A 21,128-nucleotide genomic window follows, 5' to 3' on the forward strand; every position below is an offset into this window, starting at 1 on the left:
TCACCATCATTCGCCGCCCCTCGCGTAGGTCGCCCGAATCGGCAGCATCAGGCCGCCAATTGACCGTATTGCGCGAGGCGGCTCCAAACACGCCGGACCCGTGATGTGAGTCACGCGAACCCGAACAACATCAATTCAACCGGAACGGCCGCTTCCCTTTCCCTGGAAAGGAAATCGGCCTTTTCGTGATCCCCATTTCATGGTCATTTACCGGACAGCGCCCGAGAAGTCGATCTAGCGGTGGAATTCGTGTCTTGTTCCCGCGCCGCGCGCTCGCCTACGGTCACCTCACTCCCCGCGGCCGACTGCCGAATCCGGCTGCCGCCGGGGCTCTCCCGTACCCCCACGTGAGGAACAGCGCCATGCCCCGACAGGGAAAGCACCGTCGGCCGAAGCAGCACTGGATCGCCCGGAAGCTGGCGGTCGCCGGCACGGGTGGAGCGGCCCTCGCCCTCCCCCTGATCAGCGCCACCACGGCCGGGGCGGCCGGCACGCAGCCGGCCCCGGCGTCGCTCGTCAAGGCGGCCGTGGAGAAGGCCACCGCCGAGAAGCCGGCGGTGGAGAAGTCGGCCGCGGAAAAGGCGTCCGTGGAAAAGGCCGCGGCAGCCCTGACCTATTCGGTGATCGGCGGCGACACCCTTTCGAAGATCGCCTCCCAGCATTCCGTGAGCGGCGGCTGGCAGGCGCTCTACGAGGCCAACCGGGGCGCCATCGGCTCCGACCCCTCGGTGATCCGCCCCGGCCTGAAGCTGAGCATCGGCGCGGCGGCGCGGGCGGCAGCGGCGAAGCCCGCCGCCAAACCGGCCGCCCCCGCCTACGCGAACAACCTCGACGGCTGGATCCGGCAGTCGCTGGACGTCATGGCCAAGCACGGAATTCCGGGCAGCTACAACGGAATCCACCGCAATGTGATGCGGGAGTCCTCGGGCAACCCCCTGGCCATCAACAACTGGGACATCAACGCCCAGAACGGCATCCCCTCCAAGGGCCTGCTCCAGGTCATCGACCCGACCTTCCGCGCCTACCACGTGCCCGGCACGTCCCTGGACTCGTACGACCCGGTCGCGAACATCACGGCGGCCTGCAACTACGCCGCCGCCCGCTACGGCTCGATCGACAACGTCAACGGCCCGTACTAGCGGACCCCGGGCGGGCCGTCAGAGCCAGCCCTGGCGGCGGGCCGCGCGGACGGCCTCCATGCGGTTGCGGGTGCCGGTCTTCCCGATGGCCGCCGACAGGTTCCTCGGCAGTACGAATGTCACCGGCGCCGGAGCGCGCGGACCAGGGTGCCCACGGGGGCGGTCAGTCCGTAGCCGACGTCCTTGCGCAGGGCGCCGGGGCCGGCCTTCTCCACCGCTGCCAGCTGGTGTCCCATCAGCTCCGTCATGGCGGCGACCACCGGGCGCAGGCCCGGCTCGGTGAGGTCGAGGACGCCCTCGGCCGCGGCCAGGGCGGTGCGCGCCCGGGCGCACTCGGCGGCGAGGAGGGCGCGTACCGCCGGGGTGTCGCGGGCCTGTTCGAGGTCGGCGCGGGTGACGGAGTGCCCGGCGAGGCGGGAGCGCGGGATGCAGAGCCGCCCCTCGGCGAGGTCGCCCGCCAGGTCGGCGAGGAAGTCGACCCGCTGGGCGGCGTCCACGAACGCGCGCCAGCCGGCGGCCTGGGCGGTGTCGGGTCCGCCCTGGTACTGGAGTCCGGTGAAGACCATGATCCCGGGCCAGGCGTAGGCGTCGAGGTAGGCCTGGAAGTCCTCCTCGGCGGCGAAGCCGTCGAAGCCGGCCTCGGCGGTGGCCGCGCCGTCGAGGAAGCGGGTGATCCAGTGACCTGGCAGGCCCCTGCTGCGGACGGCGTGTGCGTAGGCCCGCAGCAGCGGGTCGGGGCTGTCGCCGGTCGCCATGGCCGACTCGACGCGGCCGGCCAGCGCGGCGAGTCCGGCGGCCCGCGCGCTCGGGGTGCCGGTCTCGGCCACGTCGTCGACCAGGTTCATGAAGGCCAGGCCCGCCGAGAGCCAGGGCACCAGGGGTGGTGCGGCGAGCAGGCGCAGCGTGAGGTACGGGGCCGGTTCGCGGCGCAGCACCCGGCGGGCGGCGTGGGTGTGGTCGGCCCGCAGCCGGGGGTCGGATATCCCGGCCTGGGTGAGTGTGCTGCGCCAGCTGGGCATGGTGGGCCGTACTCCTTGGACCGTGTCTGCCGTACGCGGCTGCGTGCGGGTGCGCGTGCGGGTGCGCGCGTACGGCTACACGATGTCAGGAGCGGTACACCTTCTTCACGTTGCCCTGGGTGTCGGCGTACACGTAGCCGCCGCGCCCGTACTCGTCGGTGAGGTAGGGGCGCATGGAGGGGGTCGCGTCGAAGAGCCAGGGCTCGACGATGAGGTAGCGGGAGGTCGGCTTGGTGACGCCGAGTTCCTGCTGCGCCCGCTCCAGGAGGCCGGGCAGGGCGTCCCACTTCACGCCCGCCATGTCGATGAGCGGCTCGTCCTGCTTGACGGTGCCGCCGGGGCCGTCGTGCTTGACCTGGCCGTCGCGGTACTCGTACCGGTCAAAGGTGTCCGCCCCGGGGGCGGTGGGGATGGAGGCCAGTACGTACCCCTCGTAGACGGTCATCTCCACGAAGGTGGTGGTGCCGGTCTGCTGCTTGAACGCCTCGATGACGGTGCGGACCTTTTCGGGCGTGAGCAGGCTGCCCCTGGCCGCGGCGGCGGGGCTGCCCTGCGCCTTGGGGGTGGCGGCCTTCGGGGTGGCGGGCGCCTGGGCGACGGTGGTGGCCGGGGCGGAGGCCGTGGAGCCCTTCGCGTCCGGGTCGCCGGACTTGCCGTCGGGCAGGGCCTGGACGAGCCCGGCCACGCCGCCGGCGAGGGCCAGCGCGAGGACTCCGCCGATGAGCGCGGCGCGGCCGCGCCCCCGGGCGGGGGCCGGGGCGACGGCCGGGACCGGGGTGGTGGGCCCGTACGGGGAGCCGCCGCCGGGGGTGAAGGGCCGGGTGCCGGAGACCGTGGGAGGCGGGCCGTAGGGTCCCGGGACCGGGGCCGGGGCGGCGGCGCCTGCGCCTGCGCCTGCGCCGAGAGCGGTGCTCGCGCCACGGAGCAGTGCTTCCAGCTCCGCGCCGTCGGGCCGCGCGGCGGGATCGCGTACGAGCAGCCGTTCCAGTACGGGCCCCAGCGGGCCGGAGCGCACGGGCGCCGGGATCGGCTCGTCCAGGACGGCGACCACGGTGGCCAGGCTGGTGGCCCGGCGCAGCGGGTGCGTCCCCTCGGCGGCCACGTACAGCATCATGCCGAGCGACCACAGGTCGGAGGCCGCCAGGCCCTCCTCGCCCCGGCACCGTTCGGGGGCGATGTACTCGGGCGAGCCGATCAGCACTCCGGTGGAGGTGAGGGCGGTCGCCCCGTGCAGGGCGGCGATGCCGAAGTCGGTCAGTACGCCCGCCCCGTCGGGCCGCAGCAGGACGTTGGCCGGCTTCACGTCCCGGTGGAGCACGCCCTCCGCGTGCGCGGCGCGCAGCGCGGAGAGGATGTCGAGCCCGAGCCGCACCACCTCGGGCAGCGGCATCGGTCCGGCGGCGAGCCGGTCGTGCAGGGAGCCGCCCTTGAGCAGCTCCATCACGATCCACGGGTGGCCTTCGGTGCCCGGCGCGGGCTCCACGATGTGGTGGATCGTCACCACGTTGGGGTGGGCGAGGCGGGCCAGGGCCCGCGCCTCGCGGATGGCCCGCTCGCGCAGCTGGACGGCGAGGTCCGGCTGCGCGGCGGCGGTGGCGGGGTCCGGCGGGCGCACCTCCTTGAGGGCGACCTCGCGGTGCAGTGCGATGTCGCGGGCGCGCCACACCGTGCCCATGCCTCCGGCGCCCAGGGGGCCGATGAGTTCGAAACGGCCGTCGATCAGCCGTCTGCCGGCCTCACTGTTCTCCATGGGCGGTCATCGTAGGCCCCGCCACCGTCAGCAGCGGAGGCGGTCCTCCGTCAGGGTGCCCTGCGCGGTGGACACCGTACGGTCGTAACAGCCGCCGCCGACATCCGTCCCGTACAGGCGGTAGCGCTCGGTGGAGGTGCCCACGGCGTGCCGCTGGTCGCGGGGGACGTTCGCCGTGTACGAGGCGTCGCCCGTGTACCGGTCGTCGAGGCGGGTGCGGCCGGTCTCGCGGCCGCCGCGCAGGGTGACGGTGTCGGCCCGGTCGCCGAGGGACAGGACGGTGCGCAGCCGGTCCCCGGCGCCGAGGGTGGTCTCGCCGTCCATCGTGTACGTGCGGGCCGTGCGGGTGGTGGCGGCGCCGCGGGTGACGTTCTCCTCGTCGGTCCAGGCGGCGGTGAGGGCGTCCCGGTTCTCGCCGTCGGTCCAGCGGTGCGCGGAGGTGTGGGACACGGCCCGGGTGACGGTGGTGGTGACCCGGCCGTGGGAGGTGTCGAGGTACCCGGCGACGGTCAGGCGGTGGGCGCCGTCGGTGTCCAGGCGGTGTTCGCCGCCCGGGGCGGCGGGGGTCCAGCGGGAGGAGCCCGCGGGGGCGCCCTCCTCGTGGCGGGTCAGGGCCCCGGTGACGACCTGGCGGCCGTGGTCCTGCCAGATCAGCAGGCTGGCGGGGGTGCTCCAGCCGGCCTGGCCGGCCGGGACGCCGGTTACGGATACCTCGACGCGGTGCTCGCGGCCGTCGTTGAGCAGGGCGGCGTAGGGGGTGAGGTCGTACACGACCGGCTGGACGTCGAAGGCGCGGGGGCCGGGAGTGACGTACCAGAGGAAGGGGTTGGACCAGCCGCCGGTCCACACGGTCGGGAAGGGCGCGGCCAGCCCGGCGAGCCGGCCGTCGACGGAGATCCGGACCTCGCGGTAGGGGCCGTCGGCGGCCTTGCAGGAGTAGGGCGCGGCGTCGGGGACGGTCAGGTACCAGTACTCCTCGCAGCCGCCGCCGGAGCCGGTGGCGTACACCTCGGCGAGGAGCCGCTCGGTGTTGCGCGGGGTGGTGACGGCAGCCCCTCCGCGGTCGGAGCCGGTGAGCGGCAGGACCCGGTCGGGGGTGTCGGGGGCCGGATGCCGGCGGTCGGCGGCGTAGAGGGTCAGGGTCACCTTCACGTCGATGACGCCGGTGTAGGTGTCGTTGACGACGTTGCCGATCAGCATCTCGACGGGCTGCGGCCGGCTGAGGACGTCGCGGTAGCGGGTGACGTCCTTCTCGACGGACCACTCGATGCCGTCGGGCGAGGGTTCGGGGGTGGAGGTGCGCAGGATCTCGACGCCGCCGAGGGTGAGGTTGCCGAGCCGGTCGTACTGGCGGCCCTTGACCTTGCCGTCGAGGCGCAGGACGGCTTTGGCCCAGTCGGAGCCGCCGCAGCCGGCGGGCGGGGTGTACGTGCCCCGGTAGGGGGTGAAGTCGCGGAACTGTGCCTCGGCCAGGGTCACCCGGCAGGACCGGGTCGCGGGCCGCTGGACGGGCGGGGCGGCGGTGAGGGGGTCGTGCCAGTCGGTGCCGAACTCTGCGGGCGGGACGGGTCCGGCGGCGGTGGCCGGGGGTGCGCCCGCGGGGGATCCGGCGGCGGCCGCGGGTCCGGCCAGGGCCCCGGCGGCGAGGGTGAGCGCGCCGAGCAGGCCCATGATCCTGTGTCGTCTCATGGGCCCGCAGTGAAACCCCTGGCGGCCCGTCACCGCCAGGGCCGTGGCCGGGAGGTGGCGCGAAACCGACGGTGTCAGTGCCCGGCGGGCAGTACGACGACGCCGTCGTCGTCCACGTACACGGTGTCGCCCGGGCGGAAGGTGGCCCCGCCGATGGTGACGGGCTCGTCGACGGCGCCCTCGCCGGTCTTGCCGCTCTTGCGCGGGCAGGTGCCGAGTGCCTGGACGCCGAGGTCCAGGGCGCCGAGGGCGACGCTGTCGCGGACCGCGCCGTTGACGATCAGCCCGGCCCAGCCGGAGGCGTGGGCCGCGCCGGCGATGAGGTCGCCGACCAGGGCGGTGCGCAGGGACCCGCCGCCGTCGACGACGAGGACGGCGCCATCGCCGGGGGTGTGGAGGAGTTCGCGCAGCAGGGCGTTGTCCTCGTGGCAGCGGACGGTGCGCACGGGTCCGGCGTACAGGTGCCGGCCGCCGATCCGGCGGAACGGGGTGGCGCAGATGCCGAGGCCCTCGCCGTGCTCGTCGTACAGGTCGGCGGTGGGGACGGGGGTGACGCTCATGTGGTTCGGGCTCCTCGCATCTCGTACGTCGCGCGGGGCCCAGCGTAGGCCAGGCGTTCAGCGGCGGGAGTCGCCCAAGAGGATGCGGTGGCCGATGTGCGGGTCGGGGGAGCCCGGGACGGCGGAGGCCCGGGTGGCGAGGTCGCGGAACCGGGCCTGGACCGGGCGGTCGGGGAAGTTGGCGGAGAGCCGGCCGCCTGTGAGGACGCGGGCGGGGGCGCGGCGGTGCTCAGCGGTGGCGGGCGCGCCAGAGCGCGGCGGCCGCGGCCGCTCCCGCGACGGCGCCGACCACCGCGACGCCGCCCCGGGAGCGGTGGGCGAAGAGGGAGAGGGTGGAGCGGGCCGAGAAGGCGGAGCCCGCGCTCAGCCAGGAGGCGGCCGAGCCGACCGAGAGCGCGGACCCGATGGAGCCGACGGAGAGGAAGCTGCCCGCCGAGCCGATGGAGAGCACCGACCCGACCGAGCCGATGGACAGCACGGAGTTCCTGGACCAGAGGGAGAGGTACGAGCGGTCGGCCATGCCGATCATGCTGTCACATGGCCGGCCTGCACGGGGCGGATTTCGGCGGGCTGCGCGGCGGGCGCGGTACGGGTGAGCAGGAGGACCCCGCGGGTGGCCGCGAGTGCTCCGGCGGCGGCGAGCAGGATCCCGAGGGCGCCGCCCTGGAGGCGTTCGCCGAGCAGGATCATGCCGATCGCGGCCGCGGCGAGCGGGTTGGCCAGGTTGACCACCGCGAGCGGAGCGCCCAGGCCGCCCCGGTAGGCCCGCTGCGAGAGCAGCATCCCGCCGACGGCGAAGACCACCACGAGCAGGGCGACGGTGATCACCCGCCCGCTGAGCAGGGCCCCGCCCCGGCCGCCCGCCACGGCCACGGTCTGGGTCAGGGCGGAGGCGACGGCGGAGGCCAGCCCGGAGGCGGTGGCGTGGCGCAGCCCCGGGCCGGGGTCCTTGCGGGCGGTGAGCAGGAGGATCGCGGCGACGGTGGCTCCTGACACGGCGAGCGCCTCGGCCAGGGTGAGGGTGTCGTCGGGGGCCGGGCCGGAGGCGGGGAGCAGCAGCAGCCCGAGCCCGGCGACGGTGGCCAGGGTGCCCCGCCACTCGGTGGCGGCGACCCGCCGCCCGGCGCCGCGCGCCCCCAGCGGGACGGCGGCCACCAGGGTGAGCGCGCCCAGCGGCTGGACCAGGGTCAGCGGGCCGTACCGGAGCGCGGCGGCGTGCAGCAGCGCGGCGGCGGCGTTCAGCCCGGCCGACCACCACCAGCCGCCGTTGCCGAGCAGGGCCCGGGCGGTGCGGGCGACGGCCCGGCGGGCGAGGCGCTCCTGGGCGACGGCGGCGGCCGCGTAGGTGGCGGCGGAGGCGAGGCAGAGGGCGACGGCGAGGACGGTGGCGTTCACCGCTCGCCCCCTGCGGGGACGGGCACGGGGGCGGCGGGGTCCGGGGCGGTCGCGGGCACCGCCGGGGGCGCGGATCCCCCTGCGGCCGGCGCCGCGCCCGGCGAGGGGGCGGCTGCCCCGGCGCGGACCGGCTCCGCGACCGGGCGCGGGCGCGGCAGGCCGCGTACCGCCGGTGCGGCTGCGTCGCCGGCGGCCGGGCGCGGGACCAGCAGCAGGGCCGCGCCCAGCAGCAGGGTGGCCACGACGGCGTCGACCCAGTAGTGGTTGGCGGTGCCCACGACGACGAGCAGGGTCACCAGCGGGTGCAGCAGCCACAGGGCGCGCCACCGGGACCGGGTCGCGGCGATCATCCCGAGGGCCAGCATCAGCGCCCAGCCGAAGTGCAGCGAGGGCATCGCGGCGAACTGGTTGGCCATGGTGTCGGCTTCCGGGGCGGCGCCGTAGACGCTCGGCCCGTACACCTGCGCGGTGTCCACCAGGCGCGCGGCGTCCAGCATCCGGGGCGGCGCGAGCGGGAAGGAGAGGTGCAGGACGAGGGCGGCGCCGGTGAGGACGGCGAGCACCCGGCGGGTCCACAGGTAGTGCCCGGGGCGGCGCAGGTACAGCCAGACCAGGAACAGGGCGGTCGCCGGGAAGTGCACGGCCGCGTAGTAGGTGTTGGCGGTGTGGACGAGGGCGTCCGAGTGGAGCAGCAGCCGCTGGACCGCGCCCTCTCCGGGCAGGTGCAGGGCGCGTTCGGCGTCCCACACCCGGCCGGCGTTGCGGAAGGCCTCGTCGGTGCGGCCCGTCGAGAGCATCCGGCCCGCCTTGTAGACGGCGAACAGGCCCGCGACGAGCAGCAGCTCGCGTATGAGCCGGCGGCGCGCGTCGCTCTTCCCGGCTGGTGGCCGGTCCGGTGTGGTGTGGGAGGTCATCCCCCGGTCTCACTTCTTTCGGTTCCTATCGACACGCCAGTGTATCGATACATGGGCGTATCGATACGCTGGTGTCCCGATAAGCTCGGATGGCCGTACACTCGGAGCACGGACCCACCACTGGATCCCGCGAGGAGAACCCCTTCCCATGACGTCGACGCCGCAGGTCACCGCGCGCCGCTCCAAGATCAGCCCGGAGCGCGAGCAGGAGTTCTACGACGTCGTCCTCGACCAGCTGCGCGAGCACGGCTACGAGGCCCTGACCATGGAGGGCGTGGCCGCCCGGGCCTGCTGCGGGAAGTCCACGCTCTACCGGCAGTGGAAGACGAAGCCCCAGCTCGTCGTCGCCGCCCTGCGCGCGAGCCGCGCCCGCCGCGGCGAGCGGACCCTGGCGGACGTGGACACCGGGACCCTGGCCGGGGACCTCCGCGAGGCCGCCCGGATCGCGGCGGGCACCTCGGGCCGCGACACCCGGCTCACCCAGGCGCTCGGGGTGGCCGTGCTCAGCGACGAGGAACTCCAGGCCGCGCTGCGCGAGGCCCTGGTGGAACCCGAGCTGGAGGCCTTCGACGCGATCGTCCAGCGGGCCGTGGCCCGCGGCGAGCTCACCGCGGACCATCCGGCCGTGGAGTTCCTGCCGGCGCAGCTGATGGGCGTCCTGCGGATCCGGCCCGTGCTGGAGGGGCGGTACGCGGACTCCGACTACCTGGTCAGGTTCGTGGACGCGGCGCTGCTGCCCGCGCTGGGCATCCGCCCCCGGGTCCCCTGACCCCCTGAACCGGTGGGCCGCCGTTCACGATGACCGGACGGCGACCCACTCGCGCTGCCTCGTGGGGACGGCGGCAGCGCGCCACCCGGACGGGGCGGCGGCCACTCCCGAGCAGGGTGACCGCCGCCCGGTCCGGTACGGATCCCCCGGCGCCGAGCGGCTCAGCCGCCCGAGGCGCCCATGACCCGGGCGTACTCCTGCGGGTCCGCGTCGAAGCCGCGCGTGCGCGCGTCCAGCGCCCAGCCGCCCGAGGCGTCCCGCGTGAACTCGGCGACGGTGGCCGCCGTGGCCCCGGCGAGCTCCGCGAAGTCGGTGGCGGCGAGGTCGGTGTACCCCTCGCGGATGCGCAGCCCCGTGCCGCCGACGGCGGCGAAGGTCTTGCGGTCCGGCCCCGCGGCGGGCCCGGCGTCCTGGATCACCACGCCGACCACCACCCGGGCCAGCTCGGGCGCCAGCCGGTCCAGTTCGAGGGTCATCACCTCGTCGAAGCCGAAGCCCTGCCCGGTGCGGCTGTCCCGGGCCAGGGTGATGGTGCCGTCGGGGGCGCGGCTGCCGAAGTGGACGAGGTAGACGGGCTCCCCGTGCGGGTCCGAGGCGCCGTACACGGCGGCGACGATGTCCAGGTCGTTCGCGGGCGTGCCCGCGGGGCTGGGGTCCCAGCGCAGCGCTATCTCCACCTTGGCCAGGCTCTTGCGTACTCCGCTCACCGAACTCCCCCTCCGCGTGGCCGCTTTGGCCGTGATGTCCGGCGCCATGCTGCCACGCATCGGTGATCACCGTACGAACGACCGTACACAACCGGCCAGTTCCGGGCCCCGCCGGTGAGCGGGCCGCCGTCCCTCAGCAGGCCAGGTCGGCCGGGTCCACGCGTACGGTCTCCACCCAGCCCGGCGGCTGCCGCGCCCCCGCCCCGATCAGCGCGGCGATCAGCCGGCAGGACGGGGACTCCTCGGGCCAGGGGGTGAGGCCGTCGGTCAGCACGACCACGACCGACGGCCGGTCCGGCCGGGCCAGCGCGGCCGCGATGCCCACCCGCATGTCGGTGCCACCGCCCCCGGCCAGGGTCACCTCCCGGGCACTGGCCACCCGGCTCACGGCCTGCACGTCGGCGTCGCAGGCGAGCACGGTGACCCGGTTGCCGCCCACGCCCACCTCGCGCAGCACCCCGGTGACCTCGGCGAGGGCGGCGGCGAGTTCCGCGTCTCCCATGGACCCCGAGGTGTCGATGACGATCGCCACCCTGGGCAGCGGCCGGCGCAGGCTCGGCAGCACCACCCGGCCGCCCAGCGCGGGCGTGCGGCGCGAGGGACGCCGGTACGTGTAGTCCACCGCCCCGCCGGCCCAGGCGGCGGCCTCCCGCACCGCCCCCGACAGGGCGCGGCGCCAGTCGACGGTCGGCTCCAGCACTTCTTCCGCCCAGCGCTCCCATCCGGCGGGCACGCTCCCCCGGCCCCGGGAACGGCGGTGGGCGCGTACGGCCTGGGCGGTCTGGCGGCGCAGGGCCTCCGCCTCCACCGGGCCGATCCGGGCCGTGCCGTCGCCGTCGACGGCGCCACCGCCGAGCTCCCAGGGCGCCGGCCTGCCGTGCGCACCCGAGCCGCAGTCCACCCCGTGCGGGGGCGTGGGCGGGATGCCCGGCAGGTAGCCCTCGAACATCCCGCCCCCGGGCAGGCCGAACAGCCGCGGCTCCATGCGGCCGACCGGCAGCTCCAGCCCGTCGGCGAGGAGGTCGTCGTTGATCTCGCAGTCCTGGGCGGTGTTGATCCGGACCGGATCGCGCTGGTCGGCGGCCGGCAGCCGGTCCGCGCGGCCGTGGTGGTCGCGCAGCAGGTGGGCCACCTCGTGGATCCACACCCCCGACAGTTCGGGGACGGGGGTGCGCTCGACGAACTCCGGCGACACGTAGCAGCGCCAGTGCCGGTCGACGCCCATCGTCCGGACCCCGGACGGGCCCGGGGAGGGGACGACGGTCAGCGCGTACAGGGCGGAGGCGAGGTAGGGCCGGGCCTCGGCGGCCGCGTAGCGGGCGGCGAGCAGCTTGGCCCGGTCGAGCGGGACGTCCACCGGCGCGGCCCCGCCCGTCAGCGGGTGCCGGGCAGGGCCCCGGCCAGCTGGAGCAGTTCCACGAAGGCGTCGATCCCCTCGGGGACCGGCCAGGACAGGTCGCGCATCGCCGCGAGGTCGGCGGCGGCCCGCGCGGCCACGTCGGGCACGCCCGCGTCGACGGCCTTGGCGAGGACCTCCCAGCCTGCCTCCCAGCGGGAGCGGGTGGGGTCCGCCTGCACTGCGGCGACGACCGCGATGAGGAAGGCCAGCTGGCGGTCTCCGCGCGCGGGCAGTGCGAAGGCACCGGGGTCGGCCAGCACCCGTTCGGGGTCGGGCAGGTCCAGGTGCTCCAGGTAGGTCAGCAGCTCCAGGCCCGCCCCGTCGCCGACGGCCCCGGTGAGGGCGGCGGACAGCGCCTCCCGGCCCGCGCCGGCCGCGTACCCGGTGGCCAGCAGGCGCAGCGCCATCTCCCAGGTGCGCGGAGAGGGCCAGGCCCGGCCCCGGCCCTCGGCGTCGTTCGGCATGTGGTGGACCAGGCCGGGCCGGGCCGTGAGGAAGCCGGACACCGCGCCCCGGGCGCGGGCGACCGCGCCGGCGGAGCGGGCCGGGTCGACCACGGGGAGGGCGGTCTCGGGCCAGGTCCCGGCCATGCCGCGGGCCACGGTGCGCGGGTCGTGCGTCCAGTCGAGGTGGACGAAGCGGTTGGCGAGGGGCGCGCTGAGGTGCCAGCCGTCGGCCGCGCTGGCGGGCGGGTTGGCCGCCGCGACGATGCGTACGGAGGCGGGCAGTTCCAGGCTGCCGACCCGGCGTTCGAGGACCACGCGCAGCAGGGCGGCCTGTACGGCGGGCGGGGCGGAGGACAGTTCGTCGAAGAAGAGCAGCCCGTGTCCGGTGCGGGCCAGGCGCACCGCCCAGTCCGGCGGGGCCATCGGCACGCCGGTGGTGGCCGGGTCGTCGCCGACGACCGGCAGGCCGGCGAAGTCGGAGGGCTCGTGGACGCTGGCGACGACGGTCTCCAGGGCGACCCCGAGGGAGGCGGCGAGCCGTTCCATGCCGGCGGACTTGCCGATGCCGGGCTCGCCCCACAGCAGTACGGGCTGGTTGGCCGTCACCGCGAGGGCGAGGGCCTCCAGCTGGTGGCTGGCGGCGGGCTCGGTGCGGGTGGCGCCGAGGCGGGCGGCCAGCTCGTCGGCGGCGGCCAGCGCGGGCGGGGGTGCGGCGCTCATTCCCGCACCCCGCCGTCGGACACGCCTGCGTCGCCTGCTTCCGCGTAGCCGTCCTCGTCGTAGTCGTCGTCGTCGAAGTCGCCCCATTCGGCGCGCTCGGCCATGAACTCGTCGTACGCGTCGAAGTTGATGCCGGGGTGGCGCTCCTCCACGAGTTCCTTCAGGAAGGTCAGGTCGGTGCGCTTGTAACGGGTCACCACCTGGCCCAGCGACAGCTCCATGTCGTCGGTCACGTCGGTACGGGCGCCGGCCGCGAGGAGCGCCCGGACCAGGGACGCGGTCCCGCCGTTCTGGACGGCGCACTGGAGCGGGGTGCGCTCGGAGTCGTCCTCCTCCTCCAGGCCGAGTCCGGCCTCCAGCAGCCTGGACAGCAGTTCCTCGTGCCGTACGAAGGGCAGCAGGTGCAGCAGCCCCTGCCCCCTGCCGTTGCGCACCCGGGGGTCCAGGCCCGCGTCGAGCAGCGCGAGCACCCCGGGGGTGTCGCCGTGCTGGACGCGTTCGAACAGCTCCCGCCGCTCGGCGCGCAGGGCGCGCGGCAGCCGGCCCTCGCCGGAGGCCCAGGCCTCGCGGACGGCGAAGCAGCCGGCGACGTCGCCGCCGAAGGCCCGCAGGGCGCGCTCCCGCTGCTGCTCCTCGGCACTGTGCGGGAGTTCGAGTACGCCGTCCCGGGAACGCACCTCGTGCCACTCGCCCACGCAGCGCACCCGGGCGGTCCGCGGCGCGGCCGGGGCGGGCGGCCCCACGGCCGGTCCGGCTTCCGGGAAGAGGGCGGCGGTGACGAGCGGGTGCAGCTCGCGCGGGGCGGTCCGGCCGGTGCGTACGAGGTACGGGTCGGGCAGCGGCCGCCAGGCGTAGTCGGGCAGCCGGGGTACGTCGCGCACCTCGGTCGAGTCCACGAGCCGCGCCCGCAGGCCGCCGTCCGGGCCGGCGAGTTCCACCAGCAGCAGGCAGCGCCAGTGCGGGGCGAACTCGAACCGGTCGCCCGCGCCCGCCGCGGCGAGGCGGCGGACCCCGGCGGCGAGCAGGGCCGGGTCCAGCACGGCGGCCTTCAGCGCGGCTGCGGCGTCGCTCCAGCGGTAGGCGTTCGGCGGGAGGCTCAGGTCCAGTTCGATCCCGGCGGCGGCGAACGCCTCGACGGTCTCCCCGCGCCACTGGAGCACGGCGGCCCACTCCGCCCGCCCGGCGGGGTCGGCGGGGCCGGGGTCGGCGGTGGGCACCTCGTCCTCGCCCATCGGGGTGCCGTCGGTGCGGAAGAAGGGGATCCGGTCGGCCGGGCCGACGCAGGAGCGCAGCTCGGCGGTGTGCCGCGCGTCCCAGAACCAGCGGGCGCGGGTCCAGTCCTCGACGACCCAGTCGGCGTAGGAGTGGCGCCGCGCCCGGGGGTCGACGGGCGCGCAGTGCAGCCGCAGCCGCTGCGGGCCGTCCACCATGGCGCGGGTGGTGACGTACAGGAGGGGCGCGTCCGGGCCGGAGCCGTAACGGGCCAGCACGACGCGGCGGTTCGGGGCGATGACCGTGCGGCCGCCCAGGACCCGGGGAAGGTGCCAGCGCAGCAGGTCGGGGGCGAAGTGGCGCAGGTCCTCTGCCGCCGCTTCGGCGACGGCGCTCCCGTGCTCCGCGGCGAGCGCGGTCAGGTCGACGGTGGTCTCCGTGCCGGCGGCGGCGCAGGCCGCGCGCCAGTCCCCGGCCAGGCGGTGGGCGGTGGCCCGCTCGATCATTCCGGCGGGCACGGCGTAGCGGCGGATCCGCTGCCAGGCCGCCGCGTCCTCGGGCGGGATCCCGCCGGGCGGCGCGGTGCGGGCGTTCTCGCTCACCGGTACACGCTCCCGATGGCCCGCAGGTCCGGGTGGGAGGCCCGGGCGGGGCGCAGCCGCTCGGCGAAGGAGCGCTTGAGGCGGCGGGGGGTGCCGGGGCCCAGGCCGACGTGCTCCAGCGGGGCGTCCTCGGGCAGGGCGGCGAGCAGGCTCTTGGCGCCGCGCCCGGTGATGCCGGTGTGGCGCAGTTCCAGGCGGCGCAGCGGGCTGCCGGGCAGGGCGGCGGCCAGGGCGTACGCGCCTTCGTCGCCGGTCTCGTTGCCGGCGGAGCCCAGGCTGCGCTCGGACATGGTCCGGCCGAGGTCCAGGGCCTCGATGCCGCCGAGGGCGTCGGCGAGGGCGCGTGCTCCGGCGACGCCGATGCCGTTGCCGCCGAGGCCGAGCCGGACGGGGCGCTCGGGGCCGGCGTCGGCGGCCGCGGCGGCGATGACGGCTACGCCCTCGTCGCCGAGGTGGTTGGCCGGTACGTACAGTTCGCGGACTCCGGCCTCGCGGATGAGGGCGGCGAGCAGCGGCGCGGCTTCGGCGGTGAGGCCGTTGCCGCCGAGGAAGACCCGCTCCAGGGGTGCCTCGCGGGTGCGCAGGGCGTCCAGGAGGAGGCGTACGCCCTCGGCGCCGATGCCGGTGTTGACGAGGTCGAGGGTGCGCAGCGCGGTGTTGCGGCGCAGCAGTGCGGCGATCGTGCGGGCGCCGTCCGCGTGGAGGGGGTTGCGCTTGAGCCAGAGGGCGCGGACGGCGGAGTCGTCGGCGAGGGCTCCGGCGAGGGCGAGCACGCCGTCGGGGCCGATGCGGTTGCAGCCGAGGTAGAGGGTGTGCACTCCGTGGCGGCCGTGGGCGCCGGCGAGGGCGGTCGCGAGGGTGCGGGCGCCTTCGTCGGTCAGGGAGTTGGTGCCGAGGAGCAGGTGCGCGGCGTGCGGGGAGGTCAGGGCGACGGGCAGCAGCCGGGCCGTGCCGGCGGGGCCGAGGCCCTGCTTGCAGAGGTCGACGCGGCCGTCGGCGCGCAGGGTGCCGAGGGGGAAGGTCTCGTCGGTCTCGACGCAGTGGTCCTGGGCGAGGCGGGCGAGCAGCGGGCCGAGGTCCGCCGGGTCGGCGAGGGGCAGGTCCGGGTGCTCGATTGCGGGGCACCGTACGGGCGTCGGCCGTGTCATCAGCATTCCACCGGTTCCGTCGCCGGCGCCCGGCGACCCTGCGACTTCGCGGAGCCGCGGCATGCCGGCACGCCTTCGCGCCGTGCTGCCGCCGTTCCGACATGACGGAAGAGAAACGGCAAGACCGGTCGGATTCGAACCGACGTCCTCCAGCTCGATGCTTGGGCGCGACGACCTCTGCGCTACGGCCTTGCCGCAGGTGATCATAGCGGCCCCACGGCCGGAAATCGATCACCAGTTTGGATTGCCCGGCGCCGGGGCTACCAGTCCCCGTCCTGGACCGGCTTGCCCGGGCGCGGAGCGTTGCCGAGCGGCAGGACCTGGCCGGGCGCCGGGGGCGTCCAGGGCGTGTGGTCGTCGCCGAGCCAGTCACCGACGGGCTTGACCTCGCCGAGGGGGCCGGCCGCCGGGAGGTCGGTGCCGGTCTCGTCGTAGTAGTCGTACCAGGGCAGGCCGGCCTGCGTGTAGGCGGCACGGTCCACGGGCGAGGGCGGCGCGTCCTCGCCCGTGATGCGGCGCCACTCGGGCGGCGTGACCAGGTGGACGAAGACCCGCGCGGCCGGCCGGTCGGCCCAGGCGGAGAGCCCCCGGTCGTCCTCGTAGACCTCCTGGCGCATCGCGCCGCCCACCCCGAGCCCCATGGCCGGGGCGGGGGCCCGGCGCGCGGCGGGGCGCGCGGGTGCGGCGCCCGGCGCGGGGGCGGCCATCGGCATGGGAGGCGCCCCCGGCGCGGACGGCGCGGGCGGGGCCGCACCGTAGCCGCCTCCGCCGTAGAGGTGTTCGGCGACGGCGCTCTCGCGTCGCAGCCGCTCCTCCTCCCGCCAGGCCGCGAGGGCCCCGGGGCCGAGCGGGAACGCCTGGAGCTGCACCCCGCCGGTGACCTCCTCGCCGGTGACCTGCCCCTCGACCGTGACCCTGAGGCCGAGCGGTACGGCGACGAACTGGCGCACCGTCCCGTCGCCGGAGTTGATCCCGTCGAGCCAGGGCTGGCGGGGCAGCACCACGTAGTTCTGCGGCCTGCGCTCCAGCCGGCCGGTCCACCGCCTGCCGGAGACGGCGCACACCTTGCCCACGCCGATCTGGAGCGCGGCGGGCTCCCCCGAGCCGCCGAAGCTGAGCCACATGGCCTCGCGCAGGTACACCGGCAGCATCACGCCGCCCTTGGCGAGCCATTCCGGCGGCACGGTGTCCGGGTAATCCTCCACCCGCCGCAGCGGGAACTCCCCCAGCCCCGGCGGGAGGGCGTGCGTACCCGACTCAGGCAGGCGCAATGTCCGGATGAACCGGATACGCACCCCTTCGCTCAGCAAGAGCGTGTTGCCCTCGACCCTCGCCGCGCCCATCTCCTCGTTCGCCACTCCGGACAGCCCCCTTCTCCCGCCACTCACCGGAACCGCCGGAAGATCCACGGCTGAACCGGATCGTTATGCTCAAGTTTTCCTCAGATGTAGTGACGGTGCGGCCGTCACCTTCCTAGCTTCCTCATACACGTGCCCCCGCGCCCCCGCGGTTCCGCACGCCTGCCCCCGTTCCCGCGACGTCCCCCGGGATTCCGCGTTCCCGAGGAAAAGAGTTCAGCATGAAGGTTCCCAAGGCCGGTGCGGTCGCCACGGTGATCGCCCTCGCCGCCACCGCCTCCGGCTGTGGTGGTGAAGCCCCGAAGGAGCCCATCTCCATCGGCATCAAGTTCGACCAGCCCGGCATCGGGATGCGCGAGAGCGACGGCACCTTCACCGGTTTCGACGTCGACGTGGCCACGTACATCGCCAAGGAGCTCGGCTACAAGGCGAACGAGATCGAGTTCAAGCAGGTCTACAGCTCGGACCGGGAACTGCTGATCCAGTACAACGAGGTCAAGTTCGTCGCCGCGAGCTACACGATCAACGACAAGCGCCGCGAGAAGGTCGAGTTCGCCGGTCCCTACTTCGTCGCCCACCAGGACCTGATGGTCCGCGCCGACGACAACTCGATCACCAAGGCGGAGGACCTGAACACCAAGCGGCTGTGCTCGGTGAGCGGCTCCACCTCCGCCGAGAACATCCGCAAGAACCTGGCGCCGAAGGCGAGCGTCCTGGAGCTCGGCGGCTACTCGGAGTGCCTCGTCGCCCTCCAGGACAACCTGGTCGACGCGATGACCACCGACAACTCCATCCTCGCCGGGTACGCGGCACGGAAGGGCAACGCGGGCAAGTTCAAGCTGCTCGGGCTGAACCTGAGCAACGAGAACTACGGCATCGGCCTCAAGAAGGGCGACAACGACCTTCAGCGGAAGATCAACACGGCGATCACCAAGATGGTCTCGGACGGCTCCTGGGAAGCGGCCGTGAAGAAGCACTTCGGCCCGGCCAACTACAAGTACGAGCCGGCGCCCCAGGTCACGACCGGCCACTGACGAGCCCCGGGGCGGGGGCCCCGTCCGGCCCCCCCCCCGGTTCCCGGCCGGCCGGGGCCGGAGCGGGCCCGCTTCACGAGGCGCAGGTGCCGAGCATGTTCTCCAGGGCGGACTTCTCGCCCTCGGTGACCGACAGCCCGTAGAGCGACTTGACGTGGGTCCAGGCCCGGCTGTACGTGCACCAGTACAGGTGGTTCGTCGGCACCCAGGTCTCGGGCGACTGGTCGCCCTTCGACCGGTTCGAAGCCGCGGAGACCGCGATGAGCTGGGAGTGCTCCAGGTCGTTCGCGAACTGCCTGCGCTTGGCGGTGGTCCACGTGTCGGCTCCGGAGCGCCAGCCGTTGGCCAACGGAACCATGTGGTCGATGTCGAGCTGGCCGGCGGCGGTGAAGGACTTGTTGTCGTACTCGCTCGTCCAGGTGCCCGAGATCGCCCGGCACTGGTCGTCCTGCTCGACGGCGACGCCGTCACGGGCCAGCACGACCTCCCGGCTGTCGCACTTCCCGAACTGTGTGGCCCAGTGCGGGAACTTGTCCCGGCTGTAGCCGGCCATCGAGTGGGGCGGCTCGACGGTGAGCTTCTGGAGCTCCTCCCTCGCGACCGCCGCCTCCGGCGGCTCCGGCATCCGGACCGCTCCCGACCGCGCGCCGGCGGCGGCGGGCGAGACGGGAGGGGAGACGGAGGCCGACGCGGGGGCGGAGGCGGGGCCGGCGAGTGCGATGAGGGCGAGGGGGAGCGCGGGGGCACCCCGCAGGAAATGTCTGATCACATGGTGGTCATATCGCCGCGGCCCGCGGCCGGGCGGCGGGGCCACGGCGATCCCGGCCAGATGGCGGGACATCTTCACCGCAGCGGGCCCCACCGTGCTGACCCGTTCGGCCGCCACGGCCGGGAAGGCGCGCGGGGGCTCCGCGCCGGCGACGCCCCCTCAGGCCAGTGGCGCCTTGCCGCGCAGCACGGTGAGGAACTCCCGCATCCAGGCGGGGTGGTCGGGCCACGCCCTGGCCGAGACGAGGGTGCCGTCGACCACGGCCTCGGAGTCCCGGAACCGGGCCCCGGCCGCCGACATGTCGGGCTCCAGCGCCGGGTACGCCGTGACCTGCCGCCCGCCCAGGCCGCCGCTCGCGGCGGTGATCAGCGGGCCGTGGCAGATCTGCGCGATCGGCTTGTCGTCCCCGGCGAAGGCGGCCAGGATCCGCCGCACCTCCGGGTCGTTGCGCAGGTACTCCGGCGCCCGCCCGCCCGGCACGACGACGGCCGCGTACTCACCGGGATCCACGTCCGCGAAGGCGATGTCGGCGGGCCAGGTGTAGCCGGGCTTCTCGGTGTAGGTGTCGAAGCCCTCCTCGAAGTCGTGCACCACGAACCGCAGCTTCTTGACCGCGGGCGCCGCGATGTGGACCTCGTACCCCTCCTCCCGCAGGCGCTGGTAGGGGTAGAGCACTTCCAGGGACTCGGCCGCGTCGCCGGTCACGATGAGGACCTTCACTGCCATGGGCCACTCCGGTGAGAGCTGTCGGCGGCCGCGTCGGGGCGGCCGGGGCACCCGCTACCGTGCCCGGGGCGCACGGCGGACAAACACCAAGGTCCACGTCGCCGACACATGGTTTTTACTTGTAGGGCACATGACAATAGGATCCTCGCTCTGCCACCAGACACCCCGCCAACTGCCATGGCGGGGACGGTGTTTGTGGAGAGGTATCCCCCACGTCATGAGAATCTCCCGTACTGCCCCCTGGGCCGCCGGACTCGCCGCGGCCGCGCTGTTCCTCATACCGGCCAGCGCCACCGCCGGCCAGACCCGCACCACCGCCGACACCGCGCAGGCCGCTCCCCAGGCCTACCCGTCCACCGTCGACGCGTACTACGCGGCCGCCGAGGGCAAGACCGGCGCCGCGCTGAAGACCGCGCTGCACGACATCATCAAGACCCAGTCCAAGGTCACCTACGACGGCGTGTGGAACGCGCTGAAGGTGACGGACCAGGACCCCGCGAACCCCAACAACGTCATCCTGGTCTACTCGGGCCGCTCCCAGTCCAAGTCCACCAACGGCGGCGGGGTCAACGACTGGAACCGGGAGCACGTCTGGGCCAAGAGCCACGGCGACTTCGGCACCGCCACCGGCCCGGGCACCGACCTGCACCACCTGCGCCCCGAGGACGTCACCGTCAACAGCACCCGCGGCAACAAGGACTTCGACAAGGGCGGCAGCCCCGTGTCGGAGGCCCCGGGCAGCTTCACCGACGCCGACTCCTTCGAGCCCCGGGACGCGGTCAAGGGCGACGTCGCACGGATGCTGCTGTACATGGCGGTGCGCTACGACGGCGGGGACGGCTTCGCGGACCTGGAGATGAACGACAAGGTCAACAACGGGACCGCCCCGCTCTTCGGGCGGATCAGCCTGCTGAAGCAGTGGAACCAGATGGACCCGCCGGACGCCTTCGAGCAGCGCCGCAACCAGGTGATCTACGACACCTACCAGCACAACCGCAACCCCTTCATCGACCACCCGGAGTGGGTCAACTCCATCTGGTAGCCATCCGCTTCACACCCCGGCGGACTCCAGGAGGAGCCGCGCCAGTTCGCGCGGCCGGGAGAACATCGGCCAGTGGCCGGTGTCCAGGGTGCGCAGCTCCCACCGGCCGCCCTCCAGGAGCCGGGCCACGTCGGGGTTCGGCTCGGCTCCGTCGAGCAGGCACTTGACGTACGTGGCCGGCAGCGCGCCGAGCGGGCCGGCGAGTACGGCCGGCTCGGCGAGGGAGGCGCCGGGGTGCGGGGTGGCGCCCGCGAGGAACCGGGCGATCTGCTCGTCGGTGAGGTCCTGGCCCGCGCAGTCGGGCGCGGTGAGCGGCGCCCAGGCGCCGCCGTTCGCGGCGAGCTCGGCCTCGAGCCGCTCCGGGCCCTGCCACCACGCGGAGACGAAGGACTCCCCGTCCGCGGGGACGTTCGAGTCCACGAAGACCACGCGGGCGAGCCGGCCGCCGATCCGCTCGGCGGCCTGGCCGACGGGGATGCCCGCGTAGCTGTGCCCGACCAGGACGACATCGCGCAGGTCCCGGCCGAGGACCTCGTCGACGACGTCCTGCACGTGGGTCTGCTGCCCGGCCGGGACGCCGCGCTTCTCGGCGAGGCCGGACAGCGTCACGGCGTGCGCCCCGTGACCCGCCCCACGGAGCTCCCCGGCCACCTCGTCCCACGCCCAGGCGCCGAGCCAGGCGCCTGCCACCAGTACGAATTCACCCATGGCGGCACGGTAGCAACGCGGT

Annotated in this window: 20 protein-coding genes and 1 tRNA gene; 4 read left to right on the top strand and 17 right to left on the bottom strand. The window is 74.8% G+C overall.

The window, feature by feature from the left end:
- Positions 1 to 362: 362 nt before the first annotated feature.
- The gene (locus tag ACZ7IF_RS01715) at positions 363 to 1,139 is read left to right on the top strand and encodes a transglycosylase SLT domain-containing protein (protein ID WP_470961337.1); all 777 of its coding nucleotides are present in this window, start codon (positions 363 to 365) and stop codon (positions 1,137 to 1,139) included.
- 119 nt (positions 1,140 to 1,258) lie between these two features.
- Here ACZ7IF_RS01715 and ACZ7IF_RS01720 read toward each other — a convergent pair whose 3' ends face one another.
- From ACZ7IF_RS01720 to ACZ7IF_RS01750, 7 genes are all read right to left on the bottom strand, one after another.
- Entirely contained in the window at positions 1,259 to 2,158 is a 900-nt protein-coding gene (locus ACZ7IF_RS01720; RefSeq protein ID WP_470961339.1) for a squalene/phytoene synthase family protein, read from the bottom strand.
- Positions 2,159 to 2,243: 85 nt separating this feature from the next.
- A complete protein-coding gene (locus tag ACZ7IF_RS01725; RefSeq protein WP_470961341.1) occupies positions 2,244 to 3,908 on the bottom strand; it encodes a serine/threonine-protein kinase in 1,665 nt (554 codons plus the stop codon).
- A 27-nt stretch (positions 3,909 to 3,935) separates the two neighbouring features.
- Positions 3,936 to 5,597 carry a peptide-N4-asparagine amidase gene (locus ACZ7IF_RS01730; RefSeq protein ID WP_470961343.1) on the bottom strand — a complete coding sequence of 554 codons (1,662 nt, stop codon included), beginning with the start codon at positions 5,595 to 5,597 and terminating at the stop codon, positions 3,936 to 3,938.
- 74 nt (positions 5,598 to 5,671) lie between these two features.
- Positions 5,672 to 6,157, bottom strand: coding sequence for a ribonuclease E activity regulator RraA (rraA, locus tag ACZ7IF_RS01735; protein ID WP_470961346.1), 486 nt, complete (start codon positions 6,155 to 6,157; stop codon positions 5,672 to 5,674).
- Between the two features lie 229 nt (positions 6,158 to 6,386).
- Positions 6,387 to 6,677, bottom strand: a complete 291-nt coding sequence (locus ACZ7IF_RS01740; protein WP_470961348.1) for a hypothetical protein — start codon at positions 6,675 to 6,677, stop codon at positions 6,387 to 6,389.
- A 5-nt stretch (positions 6,678 to 6,682) separates the two neighbouring features.
- A complete protein-coding gene (locus ACZ7IF_RS01745) occupies positions 6,683 to 7,552 on the bottom strand; it encodes a hypothetical protein (protein ID WP_470961351.1) in 870 nt (289 codons plus the stop codon).
- Complete coding sequence (locus ACZ7IF_RS01750; RefSeq protein ID WP_470961354.1) at positions 7,549 to 8,466, bottom strand: phosphatase PAP2 family protein; 918 nt, start codon at positions 8,464 to 8,466, stop codon at positions 7,549 to 7,551. Before ACZ7IF_RS01750 ends, ACZ7IF_RS01745 begins: the two co-directional genes overlap by 4 nt.
- Positions 8,467 to 8,614: 148 nt before the next feature.
- Here ACZ7IF_RS01750 and ACZ7IF_RS01755 point away from each other — a divergent pair, with 148 nt between their 5' ends.
- Complete coding sequence (locus tag ACZ7IF_RS01755) at positions 8,615 to 9,235, top strand: TetR/AcrR family transcriptional regulator (protein WP_470961357.1); 621 nt, start codon at positions 8,615 to 8,617, stop codon at positions 9,233 to 9,235.
- Positions 9,236 to 9,396: 161 nt separating this feature from the next.
- Here the strand turns inward: ACZ7IF_RS01755 and ACZ7IF_RS01760 are convergent, their stop codons facing one another.
- The 7 genes from ACZ7IF_RS01760 to ACZ7IF_RS01790 all read right to left on the bottom strand — a co-directional run bounded on the left by ACZ7IF_RS01760 (position 9,397) and on the right by ACZ7IF_RS01790 (position 16,812).
- Positions 9,397 to 9,942: a TerD family protein gene (locus tag ACZ7IF_RS01760; protein ID WP_470961360.1), complete on the bottom strand. Its 546-nt coding sequence runs from the start codon at positions 9,940 to 9,942 to the stop codon at positions 9,397 to 9,399.
- A gap of 133 nt (positions 9,943 to 10,075) precedes the next feature.
- The gene (locus tag ACZ7IF_RS01765) at positions 10,076 to 11,299 is read right to left on the bottom strand and encodes a vWA domain-containing protein (protein ID WP_470961363.1); all 1,224 of its coding nucleotides are present in this window, start codon (positions 11,297 to 11,299) and stop codon (positions 10,076 to 10,078) included.
- A gap of 17 nt (positions 11,300 to 11,316) precedes the next feature.
- Positions 11,317 to 12,507 (bottom strand): sigma 54-interacting transcriptional regulator, encoded by a 1,191-nt coding sequence (locus ACZ7IF_RS01770; protein ID WP_470961366.1) that lies wholly within the window; start codon positions 12,505 to 12,507, stop codon positions 11,317 to 11,319.
- Positions 12,504 to 14,321, bottom strand: a complete 1,818-nt coding sequence (locus ACZ7IF_RS01775) for an ankyrin repeat domain-containing protein (protein ID WP_470961369.1) — start codon at positions 14,319 to 14,321, stop codon at positions 12,504 to 12,506. The genes ACZ7IF_RS01770 and ACZ7IF_RS01775 overlap by 4 nt, the downstream gene beginning before the upstream one ends.
- Positions 14,318 to 15,469 (bottom strand): leucine-rich repeat domain-containing protein, encoded by a 1,152-nt coding sequence (locus tag ACZ7IF_RS01780; protein WP_470961372.1) that lies wholly within the window; start codon positions 15,467 to 15,469, stop codon positions 14,318 to 14,320. The genes ACZ7IF_RS01775 and ACZ7IF_RS01780 overlap by 4 nt, the downstream gene beginning before the upstream one ends.
- A gap of 119 nt (positions 15,470 to 15,588) precedes the next feature.
- Positions 15,589 to 15,661: transfer RNA gene (locus ACZ7IF_RS01785), tRNA-Arg, on the bottom strand.
- Between the two features lie 68 nt (positions 15,662 to 15,729).
- A complete protein-coding gene (locus ACZ7IF_RS01790; RefSeq protein WP_470962285.1) occupies positions 15,730 to 16,812 on the bottom strand; it encodes a hypothetical protein in 1,083 nt (360 codons plus the stop codon).
- Positions 16,813 to 17,048: 236 nt separating this feature from the next.
- Between ACZ7IF_RS01790 and ACZ7IF_RS01795 the strand changes: the two genes are divergently transcribed.
- A complete protein-coding gene (locus ACZ7IF_RS01795; protein ID WP_470961375.1) occupies positions 17,049 to 17,861 on the top strand; it encodes a glutamate ABC transporter substrate-binding protein in 813 nt (270 codons plus the stop codon).
- Positions 17,862 to 17,934: 73 nt separating this feature from the next.
- On the opposite strand, the gene ACZ7IF_RS01800 is transcribed toward ACZ7IF_RS01795, so the two are convergent.
- Together ACZ7IF_RS01800 and ACZ7IF_RS01805 are read right to left on the bottom strand one after the other, a co-directional pair.
- Positions 17,935 to 18,630, bottom strand: coding sequence for a GmrSD restriction endonuclease domain-containing protein (locus tag ACZ7IF_RS01800; protein WP_470961378.1), 696 nt, complete (start codon positions 18,628 to 18,630; stop codon positions 17,935 to 17,937).
- Positions 18,631 to 18,789: 159 nt separating this feature from the next.
- Entirely contained in the window at positions 18,790 to 19,356 is a 567-nt protein-coding gene (locus ACZ7IF_RS01805) for a DJ-1/PfpI family protein (RefSeq protein WP_470961381.1), read from the bottom strand.
- Between the two features lie 217 nt (positions 19,357 to 19,573).
- Here ACZ7IF_RS01805 and ACZ7IF_RS01810 point away from each other — a divergent pair, with 217 nt between their 5' ends.
- Positions 19,574 to 20,398, top strand: a complete 825-nt coding sequence (locus tag ACZ7IF_RS01810) for an endonuclease I family protein (protein ID WP_470961384.1) — start codon at positions 19,574 to 19,576, stop codon at positions 20,396 to 20,398.
- Between the two features lie 9 nt (positions 20,399 to 20,407).
- On the opposite strand, the gene ACZ7IF_RS01815 is transcribed toward ACZ7IF_RS01810, so the two are convergent.
- Entirely contained in the window at positions 20,408 to 21,106 is a 699-nt protein-coding gene (locus tag ACZ7IF_RS01815; RefSeq protein ID WP_470961387.1) for an alpha/beta fold hydrolase, read from the bottom strand.
- Positions 21,107 to 21,128: the final 22 nt, after the last annotated feature.

The sequence above is a fragment of the Streptomyces sp. NPDC037421 genome (assembly GCF_055602105.1).